This is a genomic window from Legionella gratiana (genome assembly GCF_001467695.1).
Lineage (GTDB): Bacteria > Pseudomonadota > Gammaproteobacteria > Legionellales > Legionellaceae > Legionella > Legionella gratiana.
In genome coordinates this window covers 1-20,086 of the sequence record NZ_LNYE01000028.1, presented here as the reverse complement: position 1 = coordinate 20,086, position 20,086 = coordinate 1, and the positions used below count along the sequence as shown (strand labels likewise).

The window sequence follows — 20,086 nt, the reverse complement described above, 5'->3', positions numbered from 1 at the left end:
AAAGTACTCCTGTTAATTAAAATCATACTTAAAGCTAGGTCCTAATCATTAAGGTTATGACAAAATGAACTGACTATTAGCTACTTTTATACAACCTACTAATAGTATAGTTCTACTAATTTAAAATATTGGGTGGTCAAAAAGATAAACGCCACAGGCCTTGTTTAGTAGGATGGACTAAAGCCTTCTCTAATAAGCGAAGAAACTCTTTGCGATCAATAATTTTAGCTCCTAAGCTTTGTAAATGATTTGTAGGTATTTGGCAATCAATAAAATCGAAATTCCAGTCCGTTAACGTGGTGCATAAATAATAAAAGGCGATTTTTGAGGCGTCTGTTATTTTGTGAAACATGGATTCACCAAAAAAAGCCTTCCCTAAACTAATGCCGTAAAGACCACCAACAAGCTTGTTTTCATACCATATTTCGAATGAATGGGCGAACCCTAAAAAATGTAGATGGGTATATGCCTCTATCATTTCTTCGGTAATCCAGGTATTATTAAACCGATCAGAGCAAGTAGCACATGAGGTAATTACTTGTCTAAATGCTGTATCGATGGTGCACTTAAAATCTTTTTTTAAAGACTTTTTTAAGCTTCGGGATAAGTTAAACTCATTGGGAATCAATACCAGTCTTGGATTTGGTGACCACCAAAGCACAGGCATCCCGGGCTCATACCAGGGAAAAATTCCCTGTTTATAAGCTTGAAGTATGCGATGGGGAGATAGCTCTCCTCCGACCATCAATAAACCATTATCATCGCTCGTTTCTGGGTTGGGGAACGAGTATGATTCATTATCACTCAACTTAATCTCCTGAACTGGGGGATTTCTATCAAATTGCCCTTTACAATGATTATAAACAAGTATTAGGAAAAACAAGTGAAACTCTATTTTATTCAAGAATAAGGTCTTAAGTTTAAAGGAAATTCGAGTCAGATATAATTCAGAATAATAGCAATCAATAGTCAAATGAAATTATAGCCTGAGTCCAGAATGAAAGATCTCAAGCTATAAATAATTTGTGTCTTATTTATTTAAATTTAAATCTAAATATTGTTCCGCATCAAGGGCTGCCATACAACCAAAACCTGCTGAAGTGATGGCTTGTCGATATACATGATCAGCCACATCACCGCACGCAAATACTCCAGGAATGGAGGTACTCGTAGCCATTCCATCAAGTCCTGATTTAATAACAATATAACCATTATTCATTATGAGTTGATCTTTAAACAAATCAGTATTTGGTGTATGGCCAATGGCAATAAATACACCATCTACATTTATTGATTCTTTGGTATCATTTTGTACGTTGCGAATTAAGGCTCCAGTTACTTTCTTCCCATCACCTAGGACTTCTTCTAATGTAGAGTTCCAGATGATTTTGATATTTCCATTTCGCGTTTTCTCAAAAAGTTTATCTTGGAGAATTTTTTCAGCACGCAAACTATCGCGTCGATGAATTAATGTGACTGACGAAGCAAGATTTGATAAATAAAGCGCTTCTTCAACAGCAGTATTTCCTCCACCAATAACACAAACTGATTTATTGCGATAAAAAAAGCCATCACAAGTAGCGCAGGCAGAAACACCTCGACCTTGATAGGCAGATTCTGATTCTAATCCTAGGTAACGTGCAGAGGCTCCAGTGGCAATAATTAAAGCATCACAAGTATAAGTCTCACTATCACCCTGAAGAACAAAAGGTGCTTGTGCTAAATCAGCCTTAACAATATGATCGAAAATGATTTGGGTTTCGAAGCGCTCCGCATGCTTTTGCATACGCTCCATCAGGGCAGGGCCTTGTAATCCCTCAATATCTCCAGGCCAATTATCTACATCAGTTGTGGTCGTGAGTTGGCCACCTGGTTGCATGCCGGTGATTAAAACGGGATTAAGATTGGCTCTTGCAGCATAGACAGCGGCGGTATAACCTGCTGGACCCGAACCTAATATGATTAAGCGGTGGTGATTGCTTACGCTCATCTCTCTGCCTTCCTTAATATTTTGTGTTAAGATGGCGAATATTATGATAAAAACAAAGATATGAAAATACCTATGGAAAAACAACGCTCTGGAAAAAGAACCCAAGGAACTAAAAAACATATGCCAAACTACGTCATAAAACGGCTGAGTGAGGGGAGTTTTATACTCGTTTTAACAAGTGCTCTTTTTGTGCTTTTGTCCTTATTAACCTATAAAGTAAGTGATCCTGGGTTATCGCATGCCGCATTGAGGGGAGATTCTGTTGCTAATTCGGGTGGGCAAGTAGGCGCATACGTAGCAGACGCGCTTTATTTTACATTCGGATATTTTGCTTATTTGGTACCTCTATCGTTCGTATATGTTGCGTGGGTTATTTTACACGATTTCCGTGTGTTAAGAATTCTTGATAAACGAGTTTTATTGCTGCGTTCCATTGGTTTAATGTTTCTGTTTGCAGGTGGCTGTGGTTTATTAAGTTTACAAGTAGAAATGAGCCAATTAAATTCTATTCGCGGTCCTGGAGGATTTATCGGACAGGCAGTAGGCAGTGGTTGGTATCAAATGCTCAATGTATATGGGGCTAGTCTCGCTTTATTGGCAATACTTTTAGTAGGTACTACTTGGTTCACGGGCTTGTCCTGGATAAAAGCGCTTGAGTTAATTGGCTTTTATACTTTATTTGCAGTGAGTTATGTGATCAAAGCGGTACAAAAAGTAGGTCGCTTTATCAATGCTCAAATCGATAAAAACAAAGCAAAAAAAATAACGAAGATTTCTAACGTGTCTCGTGAGAAACCCGCCCCTAAATTGTTCAAACCAAAAGCAGAGAAAGAAAAAGAAACGGTTGTTGCTGCTCCAGTTTTAATGTCCAATGAAGTAAAGCCTGAAATTATTAAACCTGTTAAAGAAATAAAAGAAATTCGTGCTCCCAAAATGAGTACTTCAGGAGACTTACCTTCACTCAACTTGTTAGATAAAGGACAACCTGGTAAACCCATGGGTGGATACACACATCAAGAGTTAGAAAATTTATCGCGTGAAGTGGAACAGCATCTGTTAGATTTCGGCATTCAAGCTGGAGTAGTCGCTGTACATCCTGGCCCTGTGGTAACTCGTTTTGAATTGCAATTGGCAGCTGGAGTAAAGGTCAGTAAATTAACGGCCTTGGCTAAAGATTTAGCTCGTTCTTTGTCGGTCATTTCAGTACGTGTTGTTGAAGTTATTCCTGGTAAGACTGTAGTTGGTTTGGAGTTACCTAATCATTCCCGCGAAGTTGTGCGGTTATCTGATGTTTTGTCAGCTGATGTCTATCAGCAGGCACATTCGCCTGTAAGCATGGCTTTAGGAGTGGATATTGGAGGTCATCCAGTAGTGGTGGATTTGGCAAAAATGCCTCATTTACTCGTGGCTGGCACCACAGGCTCAGGTAAATCTGTGGGAATAAATGCCATGATTTTAAGTATCTTATTTAAGGCAACCCCTGAGCAAGTACGCCTGATTATGGTTGATCCTAAAATGTTGGAATTGTCCGTGTATGATGGTATCCCGCATCTATTAACTCCAGTTGTTACTGATATGAAAGAAGCTGCTAGTGCTTTGCGTTGGTGTGTTGAAGAGATGGAGCGACGTTATAAGCTGATGGCCGCATTAGGGGTAAGAAATTTGGCGGGTTTTAATAGTAAAATTACCGAAGGTATTACTCATGGCCAACCCTTAGTGAATCCTTTATGGAAGCCAACTGATTCAATGGATGAAACAGCCCCAGAGTTAGAACCTTTACCTTGTATTGTAGTTGTGATTGATGAACTTGCTGATATGATGATGGTTGTGGGTAAGAAAGTAGAACAATTAATTGCGCGTATCGCACAAAAAGCGCGAGCGGCGGGGATTCATATGATCCTTGCTACCCAAAGGCCCTCGGTAGATGTTCTAACAGGTCTTATCAAATCAAATATTCCAACGCGAATGTCTTTTCAAGTTTCGTCAAAAATTGATTCTCGTACCATATTAGATCAACAAGGTGCTGAGCAATTGTTGGGTCATGGGGATATGTTATATTTGGCACCAGGAAGTGGTGCTCCTTTACGTGTTCACGGAGCTTTTGTTGATGATAAAGAAGTACATCGTATCGCCGATGATTGGCGTGCCCGTGGTGAACCTGATTATATTGATTCCATTTTAAAAATGACTGGGGATGGCAATGAAGGAGGTTTTGATGAAGAAGGTCAAGCAACAGAAGATGATGACCCTCTTTATGATCAGGCGGTAGAGTTTGTGATTCAAACGCGTAAGGCGAGTATTTCTGCAGTACAACGACGTCTGAAAATAGGCTATAACCGTGCAGCTAGAATGATTGAAGAAATGGAGCGGGTAGGTATTGTTGGCCCATTAGAAGGGGGCTATCGAGATGTCTTAGTGGCATCAGTAACAGAGGATTAACTATGAAAAAAATATTTATTGCATTACTTTTAAGTATTTCTACTTCAGTATTTTGCCAAACACCGGGCGAATTATTGCAAGATAAACTCAATGGAATTCGTTCAATGACGGCCAGTTTTAAGCAATCAGTGAAGGCAAAACATCGGGTTGTATCTCGATCATCAGGTTCTATGGCGTTACAAAGACCAGGTAGATTTCGTTGGCAAACCGTGCAACCTATGGCGCAGTTGATGGTTGCAGATGGTCAGCAAATTTGGGTTTATGATAAAGATTTAGAGCAAGTAACGGTTAAAAAGCAAAGCAAAGGTTTAGGAGGTACTGCTGCTTTATTTTTGAGTGGTTATGACGATACAGTAACGCGAGATTTTAATGTAGTTCAAAAAGGAATGGGTAACGAATTAGTTTTTGATTTAAAATCAAAATCACCTAAAGCAAGTTTTCAACGAATTAAAATGATTTTTCGTAACGATCTTTTGACAGGACTAGAGCTTTATGATCAATTAGAACAAGTAACTACCGTGCAATTATCTCAAATTAAATTAAACCCTAAATTGACCTCCACTATGTTTCAATTCAAAACACCTAAAGGTGTGGATGTGGTTCAACAATGAGTTTGTTTCAGGAAGCACCTACGCCACCGTTAGCAGAATGTTTAAGACCTAAGAGTCTCGATGAGGTGATTGGACAAAGTCATTTATTAGGTGAGGGCAAATCTTTAAGACTAAGCTTTGCAGGAAAAAAACTTCATTCTATGATTTTATGGGGCCCTCCTGGGGTGGGTAAAACAACAATTGCGCGCATTACTGCAGAAGCTTTTGACTGTGAATGGATAGCGTTGTCTGCAGTTTTTTCGGGAGTGAAGGACATTCGTGCTGCAGTTGAGAAAGCACAACAAAATTTAATTCATGGTAAACACACCCTTTTGTTTATTGACGAAATTCACCGTTTTAATAAGGCGCAACAAGACGCTTTATTGCCTTATACAGAATCAGGGTTGATTACTTTTATAGGTGCTACCACGGAAAATCCTTCTTTTGAAGTAAATTCTGCTTTACTGTCGCGAGCTCAAGTATATGTTTTAAAACCATTAACTCATGATGAATTACGGCAATTATTTCAAAAAGCGTATCAAGCAGTTTTATCCCATCTTCAATTTGATGAAGAGGCCATAGAATTGATTATTGAATTTGCTGATGGGGATGCTAGACGCTTACTCAATACACTAGAGCAATTACAAACTGCATGTACTGCAATGCAGAATGAATTTGTAACCAAAGAATTTGTTATCAATTCTTTGGCTGAAAATACTCGACGCTTTGACAAGAGCGGAGAAAATTTTTATGACCAAATTTCTGCATTACACAAATCTGTGCGTGGTTCTAATCCTGATGCCGCACTTTATTGGCTGTGTCGTATGTTAGATGGAGGTGTAGATCCTCGTTATCTAGTACGGCGCATTTTAAGAATGGCATGGGAGGATATTGGTTTAGCTGATCCACGTGCTATGCAAATTGCGAGTGATGCTGCAGCAACATATGAGCGTCTCGGATCTCCAGAAGGAGAACTTGCATTGGGGCAAGCGGTTATTTATTTGTCAATAGCTGCGAAAAGTAATGCAGGTTATATGGCTTTTAATCAAGCTATGGCTTTTGTAAAACAAGATAAATCTCGAGAGGTACCTATTCATTTACGCAATGCACCTACTCGATTATTGAAAAAATTAGGTTATGGAAAAGAATATCGCTACGCGCATGATGAGCCTCACGCCTATGCTGCTGGCGAACATTATTTACCTGAAGGGATGCAAGAACCTGGATGGTATAAACCAGTAGAACGTGGTTTAGAAACAAAAATCGCAGAGAAACTTGCTTTTTTAAGATCGTTGGATAAAAAAAATAATTAATGTATAATACTGCGCCAGTATCGGTTTAGAAATAGCAGTAAATTTTCAGTGTTGATCAATATGTGAACTGTACTTCTCCTATGATTTGATGTCAATGAAAATAATACTCCATTAAGGTTGTTCCATGTCTTTAGATATTCCAAGTTCCGACTCTTCAACAGAACTCAAAAAACTTATAGATTTAATTACGAGCTATAATAAAATTTCTGATAAAGAAGAAAATTCCGAATTAAGAAGGTTATTTTATCTACAAAAGATTAATTATTTAACTAAATACAGTACAAACCATGTAATTATCCAGTGGAAAAATCAATTCGATAAAAATGGACTAGAAAGTCATTTACAAAAATATGGAGTACATCGTGATTCATCACTGTTATTACAAAGTATTGAATTTGCCAATGCTGTATCTCGTTTATCTCCTCCATTAAGAGGGTCATCCGGACTGTCGCAAACAGACTTTTATAAAGCAATGCAAGAGCGCGATAAATTATTTACCAACGATCCAATTCAGGAAAATATCGCGAACTATATTCAGTGTAACCAAATCATAAAAGCTTATTACCAGCAAGATCAACAATTACAAGAGAAAGTTCAAAGAAATTTATACTATTTGTCACTCGTTTATGCAAAAGTTGATGCCATACAAGGATTTGTTCATCAAGAGTTTAGTGAATATCAAACCGAAGTTCTGGGCAATCCTGAAGGAAATAATAAGAACTTTACGTTTACTATTGAAAGTGAGCCAGTAAAAACGGTAATCCGAGTAGAGGATCGGAATACCATTGGAAAAGAACAACAACTACAAACATACCAAGTTAGTGAGTATTTTTCTGAAGATTATGCAACGATTATGATTCCCTTTTTGAATGATGATAGCGAAACAGCATATCAACCTGTTGTGATTAGTGAATTTGCATCAAAAGGAGATTTAGCTCGTTATGCCGAAAAGCTTAAAGGCCAAGATCAAAAAGACATTTTAGAACAAACAGTGTTTTTTATAAGTAAATTAGGTGATTTTTGCACTAAATTAATGGACTCAGGGCATTATCATCCAGATATTAAGTTATCTAATTTTTTAACTGATGGTAAGCGGCTTATTGTGAGCGATAGAAAAACGATTACTGCTAAAAAAAATCCTAAAGTGAATGAAATTTCCAGTTCACCTACTTATGGAGCACCGGAGTATCAGAAGTGTCTTAGAACAGGTAGTTTAGGTCTCAATTTTCGAGCATTTACCACAACACTTGATATGCCTTCTTACATGTCTTTTCAAGTAGGTGCGGCTTTAAAAGAGTTTATGCTCAAAAGTAATCTTATTCCTTATGACGAACAAAGTGAAGAAGACTTTAAGGCAAAATTTTCTAAATGGCAATCACTCAGTAAATTTGCTAATCCTCAACCACCAACAAATGAACTAAAAAATATATCAGTGCTTGTTCAAGAGTTAACCCGACAAAACTCAAAAGACAGGCTTCCGATTAAACACTTTCAAATACTATTAAAAAAAGTAACATTATCTCCAGATTCATTTATGCAAGAGCTGGAAAAATTATCTCCTGCATCTAAATTAAGCTCTTCTGAGTATGTTGAAGACATTAGAACTATTTTAACTGCAGATACTTTAGATGAGAAATTAGAAGAAAAGCTAGGGCAAATGGATCCAATTCGTTTAGAAAACTTATTTCAAGATCCTCGATTTCATTCAGAGTCATTGTTTAAAGGCAAAGCACTTACTCATGCTAATCGATATTTTAAATCTGTAGATGAAGCACTATTAGCAAAAGATTTAGAAAGGGCCAGTGGCTTTAGATGGTTCCTTCATAAAATTTCTTTTGGGCTCATCAGTGTACCTAGGGTGAGTATCCTTAATGATATAAAAAATAACGTACCGAAGATGGATAAAATAACAGAAGCATGTTTTATATTAAGTGCACTAGCAGGTAATGAAACGTTCCCTGGTCTTGATGCAAATAAAAAAGAGTTATTAGAACAAATTAGTGATTTGGAAGAAAGCTCTGAAGTTGACAAACAAGCCTCAAAAGAGAAGGAATCTAACCATCGCTGCTTGAGTCAATCTACAAAAAGCAGTACAAGCGAACTATATGATACAGACGAGTGTGATGTGATAATTCATGATATTGACGAAAAGGAAATAAATGAGGGTATAAAAAGAGTACGGTTTTCAGTTAAGAGCAATGAAAAGCCCGTACACGACCAACATATTACTCGTGTGCCTTCAAATGTTGAAGATATAGTAAGTACAATTAAACGCGGTAATAAAGTTAAAAATGGATTAATTTCAATGAAAGAATCTGTTGCTCAGGAAGAAGCTACTGAAAAAGAGAGCCTAAATATGAAGTTTTAGTCCAAAATATTTTAGGCATTAATGGATTATAATTACTCATGTAATTAATTACATATGCTTAGATATTCTCATTTGAATTTAAATTTGTTAGAGTCAATGTATTAATTATAATAATTTCATCTAGCATGCATTATTCTAATTACCAAACTTGTGCTGTGAAACCGCAGATACCTCTTTCTGAGTGGGATATTCTATCCAGCTTGCCTACGGCTTTAGTAATTATTAATTCTCAAGGGCGTATTGTTTGGTTAAATCCACCTGCTGAAGCTATGTTAGGTTATGGGTTACTCGGTTCTTTATGGTTAGATGTAATTTTACGGGCGTTTGTTCCTCGTGCTGATGATGGCCATGAAGTTTCTCTAGCGGATGGACGACGTGTGCATGTAGCAGTTGCTACTTTAGATAGTTTGCCAGGCATTTTAGTGAGTTTAACTGATATTACTGCAACACGAGATTATGAAAAAGCTAAAGAAAATGAAAAGCGCTTAGTCTCAATTGGTACGATGACCGCCCAGCTAGCCCATCAAATCAGAACTCCTTTAGCTTCAGCTATGTTATATACAGAACACTTGAATAATCTTCTTGATTTGGATTCGCGTACTCAAAATTGGATTCTTAGATTGCAAGAATGCCTTAGTAGCATTGAGCAACAAATCCAGGATTTATTGTTATTTGCACGTGGTACTACAATTGAACCCACACGTATGGATGTAAATTATTGGTGTTCTTTACTGGTGCAACGAGCTCAACCTTATGTTTTAGCCCGCGGGATATCATTTAATGTGAATAACCAGCTCATTAATCATGAGGCATTAATCCATGGAGAGTCACTTATTGGCGCTGTTTTAAACTTAGTAATCAATTCATTGCAATCAGAAGCAACAGAAATTAATTTAACACTTGCATCTACTGACAATTCAGGTATACAAATAACAGTAGAGGATAATGGAAAAGGAATGACCGAGGAGGTTAAGAACCAGGCTTTTTCACCTTTTTATACTACAAAAGCTCAAGGTAATGGTTTAGGATTAGCAGTTGTTTATGCAGTAGTAAAAGCCCACGGAGGTCGAGTGAGTTTGGAGTCTACGGAAGGAATTGGCACACAAATTAATTTGTTTTTGCCCTAGGGGGTACTAACTTTTAGAAAAGGAAATCCTATGAGTCATGTTTTAATCGTTGAAGATGATCCAGTATTAAGGGAAGCTCTGGCTGAAACAATGACTATTTCTGGCCATACCTATATTACAGCTAAAAATGGTAAGGAAGCTTTGGCTCTTCTCGAAATCCATAATCCATCTGTAGTTTTATCCGATATTCGTATGGATGAGATGGATGGCAATCAATTATTATCTGAAATTCAACGAAAAAGGCCCGGGGTGCCTGTTATTTTGATGACTGCATATGGTTCCGTCCAAGATGCGGTGACGGCTATTCATCATGGTGCAGTGGATTATTTGCAGAAACCTTTTAGTGCTCAGGTATTAACTGAAAAAATCAACCAATATATTAAAATTGAATTTGATGAAAATACAGGAGAACCTATAGCCCAGGATCCTAAGAGCCAAGCCTTATTGTCTATGGCATTAAGAGTAGCTCAGTCTGAGGTGGGGGTAATGATCAGCGGTGAAAGTGGGACAGGTAAAGAAGTGTTAGCGCATTTTATTCATGATCATTCACCACGAAAAAAGCAACCCTTCATCGCAATTAATTGTGCTGCAATTCCTGAGCAAATGCTTGAAGCAACTTTATTTGGTTATGAAAAAGGTTCATTTACAGGAGCATATAAGTCAACTCCAGGAAAATTTGAGCAAGCGCAAGGCGGAACCCTGCTTCTCGATGAGGTGAGTGAAATGCCTCTAAGTTTACAAGCTAAATTACTTCGTGTTTTACAAGAGAAAGAAGTGGAGCGCATAGGCGCTAATAAAACAATAAATCTTGATGTACGAATTCTGGCTACAACAAATAGACAGCTTAAAGATGAAGTGAAGGCCGGACGTTTTAGAGAGGATCTATTTTATCGCTTGAATATTTTTCCATTACAATGGCATCCTTTACGAGAAAGAAAAAATGATATAATTCCCTTAGCTAATTATTTAATGCGCAAACATTGCCAACATAAGCAACCTGTCGTTCCAGTAATTAGCCCGACTGCACAAAAGTTGATGCTAGCTTATCCGTGGCCAGGAAATGCACGAGAGCTTGATAATGTGATTCAAAGAGCATTAGTGTTACAAACACAAGGTATTATCGAAGCAGAGCATTTACAGTTATCCTTAACAGCTCCTTTGGTTCCAGATACAAGCGCAACAGCGAACAGTAAAAATTTACAAGTCCATGAATTTGAATTGATCGAAAAAACATTATTAGAAAATGAGGGAAACAGACAAAAGGTAGCTGCTGTGTTAGGAGTAAGCGAGCGCACCTTACGTTATAAATTAGCGAAAATGCGTGAGGAAGGTTACACTGTATAATGCTTAAAATGTAGTATGAGCAAGCAAGCAATGGTATAGTATACAATCAATGAGCAACCGACCCCTAAGCGTGAGTAAAGTATTTAAACGAATCTGGATGTATTTAGCCGTCTTCATTATTTTTATGGCTGTTTTATCCAGTATCTTCCGTGCACTGACTCCATGGGCAAAAGAGTATAAAAGTGAGATTGAGCAACATTTATCCCTTCTTATTGGCCAACCTGTTACTATTCAAACTATAGAAACAGGATGGCATTGGTTTCATCCTGTACTTAAATTAAATCAAGTTACTTTAGGGGATGACTCAAACAATGATTTTCATATTAATAAATTATTAGTAGGAATTAATTTATTCAAATCATTATGGAATTGGCAGATACAGCCGGGTGTACTTTATATTGATGATATGCATCTTAATCTCCGAGAAAAAGATGCTCGTTGGACTATTGATGGTATTACCACAAATACGCTTAACAGCGATATGACTCCCGAAAAAACCAAACAAATTTTAATTTGGTTATCACAACAAGAGCATTTGATTATTAAGCATGTTTCAGCTTATTTTTATTTTAGTGATGGCGGTTTGATTCCAGTGGATGGATTAAATGTATCAGTAGCCAATAGCGGTGGATATTATAAGGTTAAAGGAGGAGCTAGACTTGCACAAACCAACAGTACTGATTTTCAACTATTAGGGGAGGGATACTTTGATCCTGAGCATTTTGAAGAGATAAAAGGGAGATTTTATTTTTCAGCGAAAAATATTGTACCTGCTCAGTGGCAAAGTTTATTCCCTCAAGCAACCGAACATTTGGAGGGTGGCAAAGGCAATATTGCTTTATGGGTAGATATGCGTCATGGCTCGATTACTTCAGTACAAGCACAAGTAGATTTTAAACGTTTGGCTTGGCGACTGCTGCATAGTCAACAAAGTCAATTGATTCAATCTTTTTTTGCAAACTTATCTTGGAAACCTGATAATGTAGGATGGCAGTTACTTGCTGATCATATTCAATTACGTATAGGAGGAGTAAGTTGGCCTGAAAATCAGATATTACTCAAATACAAGAAAGAGCAACAAAGTTATCAATTATTTGTAAAATCAATTATTATCGAGTCGCTATTGTCTCACGCAATTGATTGGCCTAAAAGCATGCAAGCCTTGTTGGATATGAAGCCACAAGGGATTTTACATGATTCTCAGATTATGATAACAGCAACTGCTAATGCCTCTAGTATTCCTCCCATTCCTCGTTTTAATTCGTTGAGCTTTGGTGCAGACGAGATACCCCAAATTCCGCTTGATAATGCACAAGGAGATAATAATCAGGTGGTTTTTAATGATTATTCCCTTAATTATGTTTTAACACGTTTTGAGCAGTTGGGGTGGAATGCAAAAGATTCCATTCCCGAAGTACATAACCTCTCTGGAGTGGTTAATTGGCAACCAGACCAAGGACGTTTAGAACTTGATTCTGAAAATACTTCCATAAAGGTTAATGGCTATCCGGAGCAGAATTTATTATTACTCAATGGCGCCTTTGACTGGAAGGACTTGAATGACGGTTTGCGCATTAGCATGGAGCGATTTGTCCTTAGTCAACCTGAGTTGACAATGAGTATGCAAGGTGCAGTTGATCAAGTAAGTCGTCAATCTATAGGCCATATTCGTTTGGGTGCAGAATTTTCCGGGAAAAATTGGCAGCAATGGGTTGCCTTTCTTCCTAAAGAATACTTGAAACCCAAATTATACCTCTGGTTAAAGAATGATTTAAAACATATTGCTGAGGCGAGTGGTCGGATTAAACTTAATGGTTTAGCGAAGGATTTCCCTTTTGATAACAATACAGGGGAATTTACTATAGACAGTTATGCCAGTGGAGGGGAGCTTGCAATCAATTCTAAATGGCAAGTTATAAAAGAAATCGATGGGTTTATTCATCTAAACAAGCGCAATTTAAATATTGATATAGTCCATGCTAACTTTCAGGGCGTGCCTGCGAATCAAATGCATTTGCGTATTGATGATATAGGAAAGAATAAAGAAAATTTGATTGTCACTGGGAAAATTGATGCATCAGTGCAAAAAATGATGAATTATGTTATGGCTTCACCTCTAAAGAAAAAGCTGTCTCTTTTAAACATGTTATCAGTCAAGGGTTCCGCACTGCTCAATTTAAAGGTAGAAGCTCCTTTATATCCTGAAAATGATACAGTGCTTGCTAAGGGAAATGTTGCTTTTAAAAATAATACACTCGTTGTAAATCATGAGCTAAGCAAATTTACCGTAAAGAATTTATCAGGTGAATTATTGTTTAATGAAACAGGAGTTATTGATAGTTCTTTGTTGGCTAATATTTTTGAAAATCCAATGAACATTAAAGTTCAATCTGTAAAACAGCCAAAACCTGCGACAACAATTACAGTTAATGGAAAATGTACCGTTGATTCGTTAAAGAATCAATTGAAAATACCTGTATTGGCTTTTGCCAATGGTTCTTTTCTGATCAATGCAGAATTGAAGCTAACCGATAAACCTTCTGAACCGGATAGCATTAATTTAAGCAGCTCTTTGGAAGGGGTAGCAATTCATTTACCTACACCTTTAGGCAAAGAAGCGGATGAAAAAATCCCATTAAATTTAACTATTGATTTTAATTCAAAAAAATCAATGCGGTTAAGAGGTAATTATGATACCCGTCTTAGTGCTGATCTTTTGTTTAAAGATGATAAACAGGGATTAGCTTTTAATTCAGGACAACTACGTTTTGGAAGTGAAAATGCAGTAAATCAGAATTTACCAGGGCTTGCAGTAGTTGGTTCCTTAAAAGGTTTTGATTTTCACGATTGGAAAGAGATATATGCTCAATTTGCGTCAACCCAAGCAAAAGCACCTTTATTAAATAAATTACGTATTATTCATGTAACAATTGATAAGCTTAGTTTTTTAAAACAACAATTTAATGCAATGATTGTTAAAGCAAAAATACTACCTAATCAGGATTGGTCTTTTAATTTACAACAAAAAATGATTGCTGCCGATTTAGTGTACCATGTGTCACGTAACGAATTAAGCGGTCATGTTCAGTATTTGCATTTGGATAAAATCAGTGTTGCTGATAGCAATTATGCGGATTCATTACACATACATCCAAATCAAATCCCAAATCTAAATTTGCGTGTCGATAACTTATCTGTGAATAAATTGCAAATTGGTAATGTTACATTGAAAAGTCAATCCAGTGCTGGAAAGTGGTCAATAAATTATTGTCAAATTGATTCTCCAGTATATCAGTTTGATGTTCAGGGAGAATGGACGGAGAAAAATAAAATCAATCAAACAAAATTGGATGTAAAATTAACTATGTCTCATTTATCCAAAACTTTAGAGCGTTGGAATGTAACTCCCGCAGTCCATGCTAAAAAAGGTTACATGGAGTTTCATGGTGGTTGGAAAAATAGAGTATATAATTTTTCTCTTGCCTCGTTAAATGGAGCAATGTATCTGCAACTTAAAAATGGAAGAATTACTCATTTAAGTAAAGCAACGGAAGAAAAACTAGGCTTAGGTAAATTATTAAGTATTTTGAGTTTACAGACAATTCCTCGTCGGTTGCAATTGGATTTTAGTGATTTGTCGCATCAAGGATATAGCTTTGACATTTTTCAAGGAAATTTTATTATCAACAATGGAATTATGAGTACACAAGACAGTTATCTGAATGGTCCGGTTGCTTATGCAGCTATGGAAGGGGATTTAAATTTATCCAAGCATACTTATAATTTGTATTTAAAGATCTCACCTCATATAACTGCAAGCTTACCCGTTGTTGCAACTATCGCAGGCGGTCCTGTTGCTGGTGTTGCAGCATGGGTGGCGAATAGTATTATAAGTCAAAGTATGCAAAAAATTTCTGCATACAGTTATAAAATATCAGGACCATGGCGTGAACCTGTCATTCAGCAACTTAGCATGGTGAAGAAATTAATGAACAGAGAGTAGTGGGTAATACGGATTAGGATTATTATGCATTTACATATATTAGGTATCAGTGGAACATTTATGAGTGCTCTTGCTTTACTTGCACGTGAAGCAGGGCATCAAGTTACTGGAAGTGATGCTAATTGTTACCCACCAGTCAGTGATTTGCTTGCAGCAAAAGGCATCACGTGGACTGAAGGTTATGAGGATACGCGTGTCGCATTACAAGCAGATTTAGTTATTGTTGGTAATGCAATTAAAAGAGGTATGCCTGTGCTTGAGGCAATTATGGAGTCAGGAATACCCTATACTTCGGGACCTCAATGGCTTGCTGAAAACATTTTGTCCAAATACCAAGTAATTGCTGTTTCAGGAACGCATGGAAAGACAACAACGACCTCTATGATTGCTTGGATTTTACACCAAGCGGGATTAAACCCTGGTTTTTTGATTGGAGGTGTCTCATCAGATTTTAAAACGAGTGCTTGTTTAGGTTCAGGGAAATGGTTTGTTATCGAGGCGGATGAATATGACAGTGCTTTCTTTGATAAGCGTCCTAAGTTTATGCATTATCGACCAAGAATCGCTATTTTAAACAATTTAGAGTTTGATCATGCAGATATTTATCCTGATCTTGCAGCAATTCAATTGCAATTTCATTATCTATTAAGAACCATACCGGCAAGTGGGGTTGCGATCAAACCTTGTAATGATAAAGCTTTAAATGAAGTTATTACTCGTGGTCAATATTCACGAATTGAAGATCTTGTTTTGGATGGTGATGCTCAATGGTCAGCAAAATTACTTGAAGAAAATGGTTCGATATTTAAAGTAGTGCATCAGGGGAAAGAGGTTGCGGAAGTCCATTGGTCCTTAATTGGCCGCTTTAATGTAGAAAATGGTTTAGCTGCGCTTGCTGCAAGTGTAAATGCTGGAGTAAATCCAAAGATTGCAGCTAAAGCTTTAGAACGGTTTACGCCGGTGAAACGTCGATTGGAAGTTCGTTCCAATAAACACGGTATTACCATTTATGATGATTTTGCACATCATCCTACCGCTATAATGCGCACTGTTGATGCTTTAAAACGCAGTAATAGGCATCAACGAATTTTTGCCGTTTTGGAGTTCGCATCATATACCATGCGCACTGGTGTTCATGTTACTGAAATGGCGCAAGCATTGGAGTCAGTTCATGGTGCCTATGTTTTAGAACCACAAGATTTTGATTTACATAAGACCCTAGATAACTGGATTTGTCCTTATACTATTTGTAAAAGCCATGATGAAATCGTTAACGAGGTCTCAAGAACGGTACAAGCAGGAGATGCTGTATTGGTTATGAGTAACCGAGGTTTTAATGGTATTCATCAAAAGTTAATTACCTCGATTGATGAGCGTTTTACAATGCAGCATTATTGAAAATAATTAAACCTAGAAAAAGCGGTTGGGTCTTTAGTTGTCACAGCAGGACCTAACTGCTTTCGCTTCTATATTATCCTAAATTCGGCAGTTGAATCTACACTACGCGTGCACACCGCGCTGATCCGTCTCGCTACGATTCAATTGCCGAATTTAGCATGATGCAGATAAAACTCAGGCATTAATTTAGAAAAAGAAACGCTTAATTCTTTTTATGTTCAATTCGTCAAATTAATAGTTGCAATATTTTTTATTGGTTGTTATAAAAAATGAAGGCGTTTACATTTTCGAACATAAAATGACGCGTTGCAGTTTTGCGGGTCACTATTTGCAGGAGAGATGCAATGACTCAATTTGCCCAATTTCAGCAAAAAGCAAAACGATTAGCAAAGTGTTTCGCAGGAACTGGACAACATGCGGGCTGTTTAAGTTTTTTTTCAATGTTACCTGACCATGTTGCCATGGATGATGCGAGCACCATAAGTTTTTTAGCTCAGAGCCTAGATGAGACTTATGACTTAATCAATTATGTTAAAGAGGTTAAAAGAGATCCTAAGTTAACGCTCGATGAGTTTAACGAATTTAGAACAAAAGTTATTATTGGAATGTATTTGGTAAAGTGGTTTCAATATAACTCAATAATCAAGAGTTACTTGCATCAGCCTTTGATTGATTTATTTCGAAGTCATTTGGGGGTGGAGTCCCTCGAAGAGATAGATAAGCGTTTCTTTGATTCTTGTCTGAGCGATCTAAGTTACTATTGTACTTTTGTCTATGAAAAACGTGAAGAAAAAATATATAGCGAACTAAATAAGCGATTGGGGGTAACAATTCAAAAAGAGATTCATGAGGCTAAACACTTATCTTTTCATAATGGTTCTTCAACAATGTATGATATTTACAGAGGGATCATTAATTCCTTGGGATTGAATATGTAATAAGGAGGTTGTATGACTTTTCCCCTACCACCATTTGCGACATTTAGAGTCAATACTTTTAACCTGGATACTGCATATTCTACTTTATTAGGCAGATATAAAGTGGTTGAAGCACAGAGTATGGATTCGGTGCAACAAACTAGCCTTGAGGTACTAATAGCCAGAACAAATGAAGTAATAAAATGTAAGACTGATAGAGAGAGTCAGCGTGAAGTATTTAATTTATTAGTTAATGAATTGCGGCAAATTTCCAAAGAGGATAAAGAAAAAACCAAACAAGGTACTTTGTTTTTATTAGGAGCATTAATTCATCGTTATTTTCGATTGATTAAAGAGTATGATGATTATAATGGTTATGCATCTTGGACCTATTTTGGTACCTGTGATGTAACCAATTGTAAATTGTTCTTAGCAATCAGAAGAGCATTACAATTTAAAGAAATAGAGCACATCCCTAAAAAGAAATTCAGAGAAGATGACTTAAAAATTCTTGATGTTGTCACTATTGTACGGGCACTAGAGGTTTTTCGAGATAATATGTTTATCGAAGATAAAGACAAAATTCCTCGATATATGAAGTATCCCCATTTTGCTCAAGATGCAAATTTCCAAAAATATTTGCAGGATATTATTGAGCAACAAACAAGACGCGGTGCTGCGATTTTACACAGATTTAAAGCAATTGCTTTCGTCCAATCTTTAATGAAGCAAATTGAAAATGAACGACAGCAGCTGGAGAAAGACATAGAAAAATGGTGCAAAGCAGTAGCAAAAGAACATAAAGATTTTAATGCTTTTAGGGTTTTAAGCGATGAGGCAATTAATTTAAGTCTTATTAAACATGTTGAATCAGAAAAATCAAGAAATATAATATTTGATTTATATTACACCCCATTAATCCAAGATAATCTTGAATCAACGGATCACAGTACATTTTTAGCTAAAATAAAGGATTGCTATGATCAGAAATGCAGTTGTAAACTGTTTGGCGGATATGCTTTGTTGCTACAACAACCAAGAGGATTGGATGACAATTTGCTGTTTACTTTTCAGAAAGCGTTAGGTCTTGAGAGCTCTTTTGATGAACTGAGCAAAAAGGATATACTTCATGGGATCAAATTTCTTAAGGAATTTCTTGAAAATGAACCAAATGTGATTTTAGATTGTGAGTTTTTTGGTGGAAGAGATAAAATGGATACTCTTATTGCACGATCAGAAAAAGAGTTGACCAAAGCATTATCCCAGGAGAGTTCAGAGTCATTAACCTTGTAATTTTCCAAAAAGAGTCCCGGATTGAAAAAATCATGTTCCGGGATTTAATTTAGGGGTGTCCTTTCAGGGCTATCCCACACGATTAAATTTTCCAGCTAAATCCATAACCGAAACCTTCATTTCGGCGGACAAATCTATCCCAAACCAATCATTGCATAGTGAGGTTGAGTCAAGATGATTCGATCTTACTCTGTTCGTTTCTTGGGAAACAGTTAATTTAATTCGGTCGTATTTTGTATTAGAAGACTGATAATACTTACTTAAGGTATTTGAATTATAATTGGTATTATAAGTAATTTTTTATTCATTTATAAAGTACTTTTGTGTTGGGCAAAATTAATTTTAAGTTAAAAGGAATATATATGTTTGATAAAACAAATCCTCTAAGTGACACGGGTTTTCAACAATATAAACAGGCTTTTCGAAATACATTTCTTTTAAATTTAGAAAACCATCTGAAGTTGCCATATGATCCAAAAGGCGCGGACAATCAACCGTATAAAGTCATAGAAAAATCAAAGAACACAGCGGCTACTTTTTCTCGTATATTTGATGAATACAAAGTTCCTTTACCCTCTTATGAGGAGTTTAAAAAATATATAGAAGCACCAAGTTGTATTGGTGCATATATGCAATCGTTAATGGATGAACTTGTACCTCAGATTTTAAATGAAGATAAAACGGCTTTAAATTCCAGAATAATTGACGCAATTAATCACAATAATAAAGACAATTACCGCCTCATGCTGCAAAAAGCAAATAATGACCCTAAACAACTTGCAAGACTTTTTATACAAGCAATAGTTGTTGGTTATAGTCAGCAAATGTTAGACGAAGTTAAGAAAGACCCAAACCCAGATACACAAATAGCATGGTTCAATAATGAGGGTGCTGAGTTTACAATAGTAAGTAGACTAGTGACCATTGATGGACTTAGTGAGTTTGCGCAGAAACCCTTACCCTTAGATGAAGAAGAACAAAGATCCCGTATGCAGAAGTTAATGGATGTATATGGAGGAGAGGAGAATGCCCCTAAAGCACTGAAGGATAAGTATCAAAGATTTAATGATTCTTTTGATATTAGCAAGATAAAAGCTCTTGAAGCTTATTTAGATGCATTAAACTCGGCCTTAAAAGAAGAGAATTTAAAAAATTTATCAGAAGAAAAAGTCCAAGAATTATATAAGTTAGTTGAAGAAAATATTTCTCTTGTTCCATTGGACGCATTGCTTCATAAAAAATGTTACCCAAAATAGGAATTTTTAGATTCGTTGCCTCATAAATAATGTTACCGAAGGAAGAAA

The 20,086-nt window shown here is 36.5% G+C and carries 13 protein-coding genes; 11 read left to right on the top strand and 2 right to left on the bottom strand.

The annotated features are described in order from the left end of the window. Nucleotides 1-136 precede the first annotated feature (136 nt). Nucleotides 137-745: a leucyl/phenylalanyl-tRNA--protein transferase gene (gene aat, locus Lgra_RS12810; protein ID WP_420795206.1), complete on the bottom strand. Its 609-nt coding sequence runs from the start codon at nt 743-745 to the stop codon at nt 137-139. 285 nt (nt 746-1,030) lie between these two features. Beyond that, nucleotides 1,031-1,990: a thioredoxin-disulfide reductase gene (gene trxB / locus Lgra_RS12805; RefSeq protein ID WP_058499672.1), complete on the bottom strand. Its 960-nt coding sequence runs from the start codon at nt 1,988-1,990 to the stop codon at nt 1,031-1,033. A 72-nt stretch (nt 1,991-2,062) separates the two neighbouring features. Here trxB and Lgra_RS12800 point away from each other — a divergent pair, with 72 nt between their 5' ends. The 11 genes from Lgra_RS12800 (at nt 2,063) to Lgra_RS12750 (ending at nt 20,038) form a co-directional block, all read left to right on the top strand. After that, nucleotides 2,063-4,429, top strand: coding sequence for a DNA translocase FtsK (locus Lgra_RS12800; RefSeq protein WP_058499671.1), 2,367 nt, complete (start codon nt 2,063-2,065; stop codon nt 4,427-4,429). 2 nt (nt 4,430-4,431) lie between these two features. Further along, nucleotides 4,432-5,040 (top strand): outer membrane lipoprotein periplasmic chaperone LolA, encoded by a 609-nt coding sequence (gene lolA, locus Lgra_RS12795; RefSeq protein ID WP_058499670.1) that lies wholly within the window; start codon nt 4,432-4,434, stop codon nt 5,038-5,040. After that, on the top strand, nt 5,037-6,332 hold the full coding sequence (locus tag Lgra_RS12790) for a replication-associated recombination protein A (protein ID WP_058499669.1): 1,296 nt from the start codon (nt 5,037-5,039) through the stop codon (nt 6,330-6,332). Before lolA ends, Lgra_RS12790 begins: the two co-directional genes overlap by 4 nt. A gap of 124 nt (nt 6,333-6,456) precedes the next feature. Beyond that, nucleotides 6,457-8,700 (top strand): protein kinase family protein, encoded by a 2,244-nt coding sequence (locus Lgra_RS12785; protein ID WP_058499668.1) that lies wholly within the window; start codon nt 6,457-6,459, stop codon nt 8,698-8,700. A 125-nt stretch (nt 8,701-8,825) separates the two neighbouring features. Continuing rightward, a complete protein-coding gene (locus Lgra_RS12780) occupies nt 8,826-9,827 on the top strand; it encodes a sensor histidine kinase (RefSeq protein WP_058499667.1) in 1,002 nt (333 codons plus the stop codon). Nucleotides 9,828-9,857: 30 nt separating this feature from the next. After that, the gene (locus tag Lgra_RS12775; RefSeq protein ID WP_058499666.1) at nt 9,858-11,171 is read left to right on the top strand and encodes a sigma-54-dependent transcriptional regulator; all 1,314 of its coding nucleotides are present in this window, start codon (nt 9,858-9,860) and stop codon (nt 11,169-11,171) included. A gap of 49 nt (nt 11,172-11,220) precedes the next feature. After that, nucleotides 11,221-15,174 carry a YhdP family protein gene (locus tag Lgra_RS12770; protein WP_058499665.1) on the top strand — a complete coding sequence of 1,318 codons (3,954 nt, stop codon included), beginning with the start codon at nt 11,221-11,223 and terminating at the stop codon, nt 15,172-15,174. A 24-nt stretch (nt 15,175-15,198) separates the two neighbouring features. Beyond that, the gene (gene mpl, locus Lgra_RS12765; protein ID WP_058499664.1) at nt 15,199-16,572 is read left to right on the top strand and encodes a UDP-N-acetylmuramate:L-alanyl-gamma-D-glutamyl-meso-diaminopimelate ligase; all 1,374 of its coding nucleotides are present in this window, start codon (nt 15,199-15,201) and stop codon (nt 16,570-16,572) included. Between the two features lie 344 nt (nt 16,573-16,916). Further along, entirely contained in the window at nt 16,917-17,510 is a 594-nt protein-coding gene (locus Lgra_RS12760) for a hypothetical protein (protein ID WP_058499663.1), read from the top strand. Between the two features lie 12 nt (nt 17,511-17,522). Next, entirely contained in the window at nt 17,523-18,782 is a 1,260-nt protein-coding gene (locus tag Lgra_RS12755) for a hypothetical protein (RefSeq protein ID WP_058499662.1), read from the top strand. 362 nt (nt 18,783-19,144) lie between these two features. Continuing rightward, nucleotides 19,145-20,038 (top strand): hypothetical protein, encoded by an 894-nt coding sequence (locus tag Lgra_RS12750; RefSeq protein WP_058499661.1) that lies wholly within the window; start codon nt 19,145-19,147, stop codon nt 20,036-20,038. Nucleotides 20,039-20,086: the final 48 nt, after the last annotated feature.

Excerpts from the sequence above, each read along its gene's own strand:
- aat (WP_420795206.1), bottom strand. The coding sequence starts at position 745 with ATGGTCGGAGGAGAGCTATCTCCCCATCGCATACTTCAAGCTTATAAA.
- trxB (WP_058499672.1), bottom strand. The coding sequence starts at position 1,990 with ATGAGCGTAAGCAATCACCACCGCTTAATCATATTAGGTTCGGGTCCA.
- Lgra_RS12800 (WP_058499671.1), top strand. The coding sequence starts at position 2,063 with ATGGAAAAACAACGCTCTGGAAAAAGAACCCAAGGAACTAAAAAACAT.
- lolA (WP_058499670.1), top strand. The coding sequence starts at position 4,432 with ATGAAAAAAATATTTATTGCATTACTTTTAAGTATTTCTACTTCAGTA.
- Lgra_RS12790 (WP_058499669.1), top strand. The coding sequence starts at position 5,037 with ATGAGTTTGTTTCAGGAAGCACCTACGCCACCGTTAGCAGAATGTTTA.
- Lgra_RS12785 (WP_058499668.1), top strand. The coding sequence starts at position 6,457 with ATGTCTTTAGATATTCCAAGTTCCGACTCTTCAACAGAACTCAAAAAA.
- Lgra_RS12780 (WP_058499667.1), top strand. The coding sequence starts at position 8,826 with ATGCATTATTCTAATTACCAAACTTGTGCTGTGAAACCGCAGATACCT.
- Lgra_RS12775 (WP_058499666.1), top strand. The coding sequence starts at position 9,858 with ATGAGTCATGTTTTAATCGTTGAAGATGATCCAGTATTAAGGGAAGCT.
- Lgra_RS12770 (WP_058499665.1), top strand. The coding sequence starts at position 11,221 with ATGAGCAACCGACCCCTAAGCGTGAGTAAAGTATTTAAACGAATCTGG.
- mpl (WP_058499664.1), top strand. The coding sequence starts at position 15,199 with ATGCATTTACATATATTAGGTATCAGTGGAACATTTATGAGTGCTCTT.
- Lgra_RS12760 (WP_058499663.1), top strand. The coding sequence starts at position 16,917 with ATGACTCAATTTGCCCAATTTCAGCAAAAAGCAAAACGATTAGCAAAG.
- Lgra_RS12755 (WP_058499662.1), top strand. The coding sequence starts at position 17,523 with ATGACTTTTCCCCTACCACCATTTGCGACATTTAGAGTCAATACTTTT.
- Lgra_RS12750 (WP_058499661.1), top strand. The coding sequence starts at position 19,145 with ATGTTTGATAAAACAAATCCTCTAAGTGACACGGGTTTTCAACAATAT.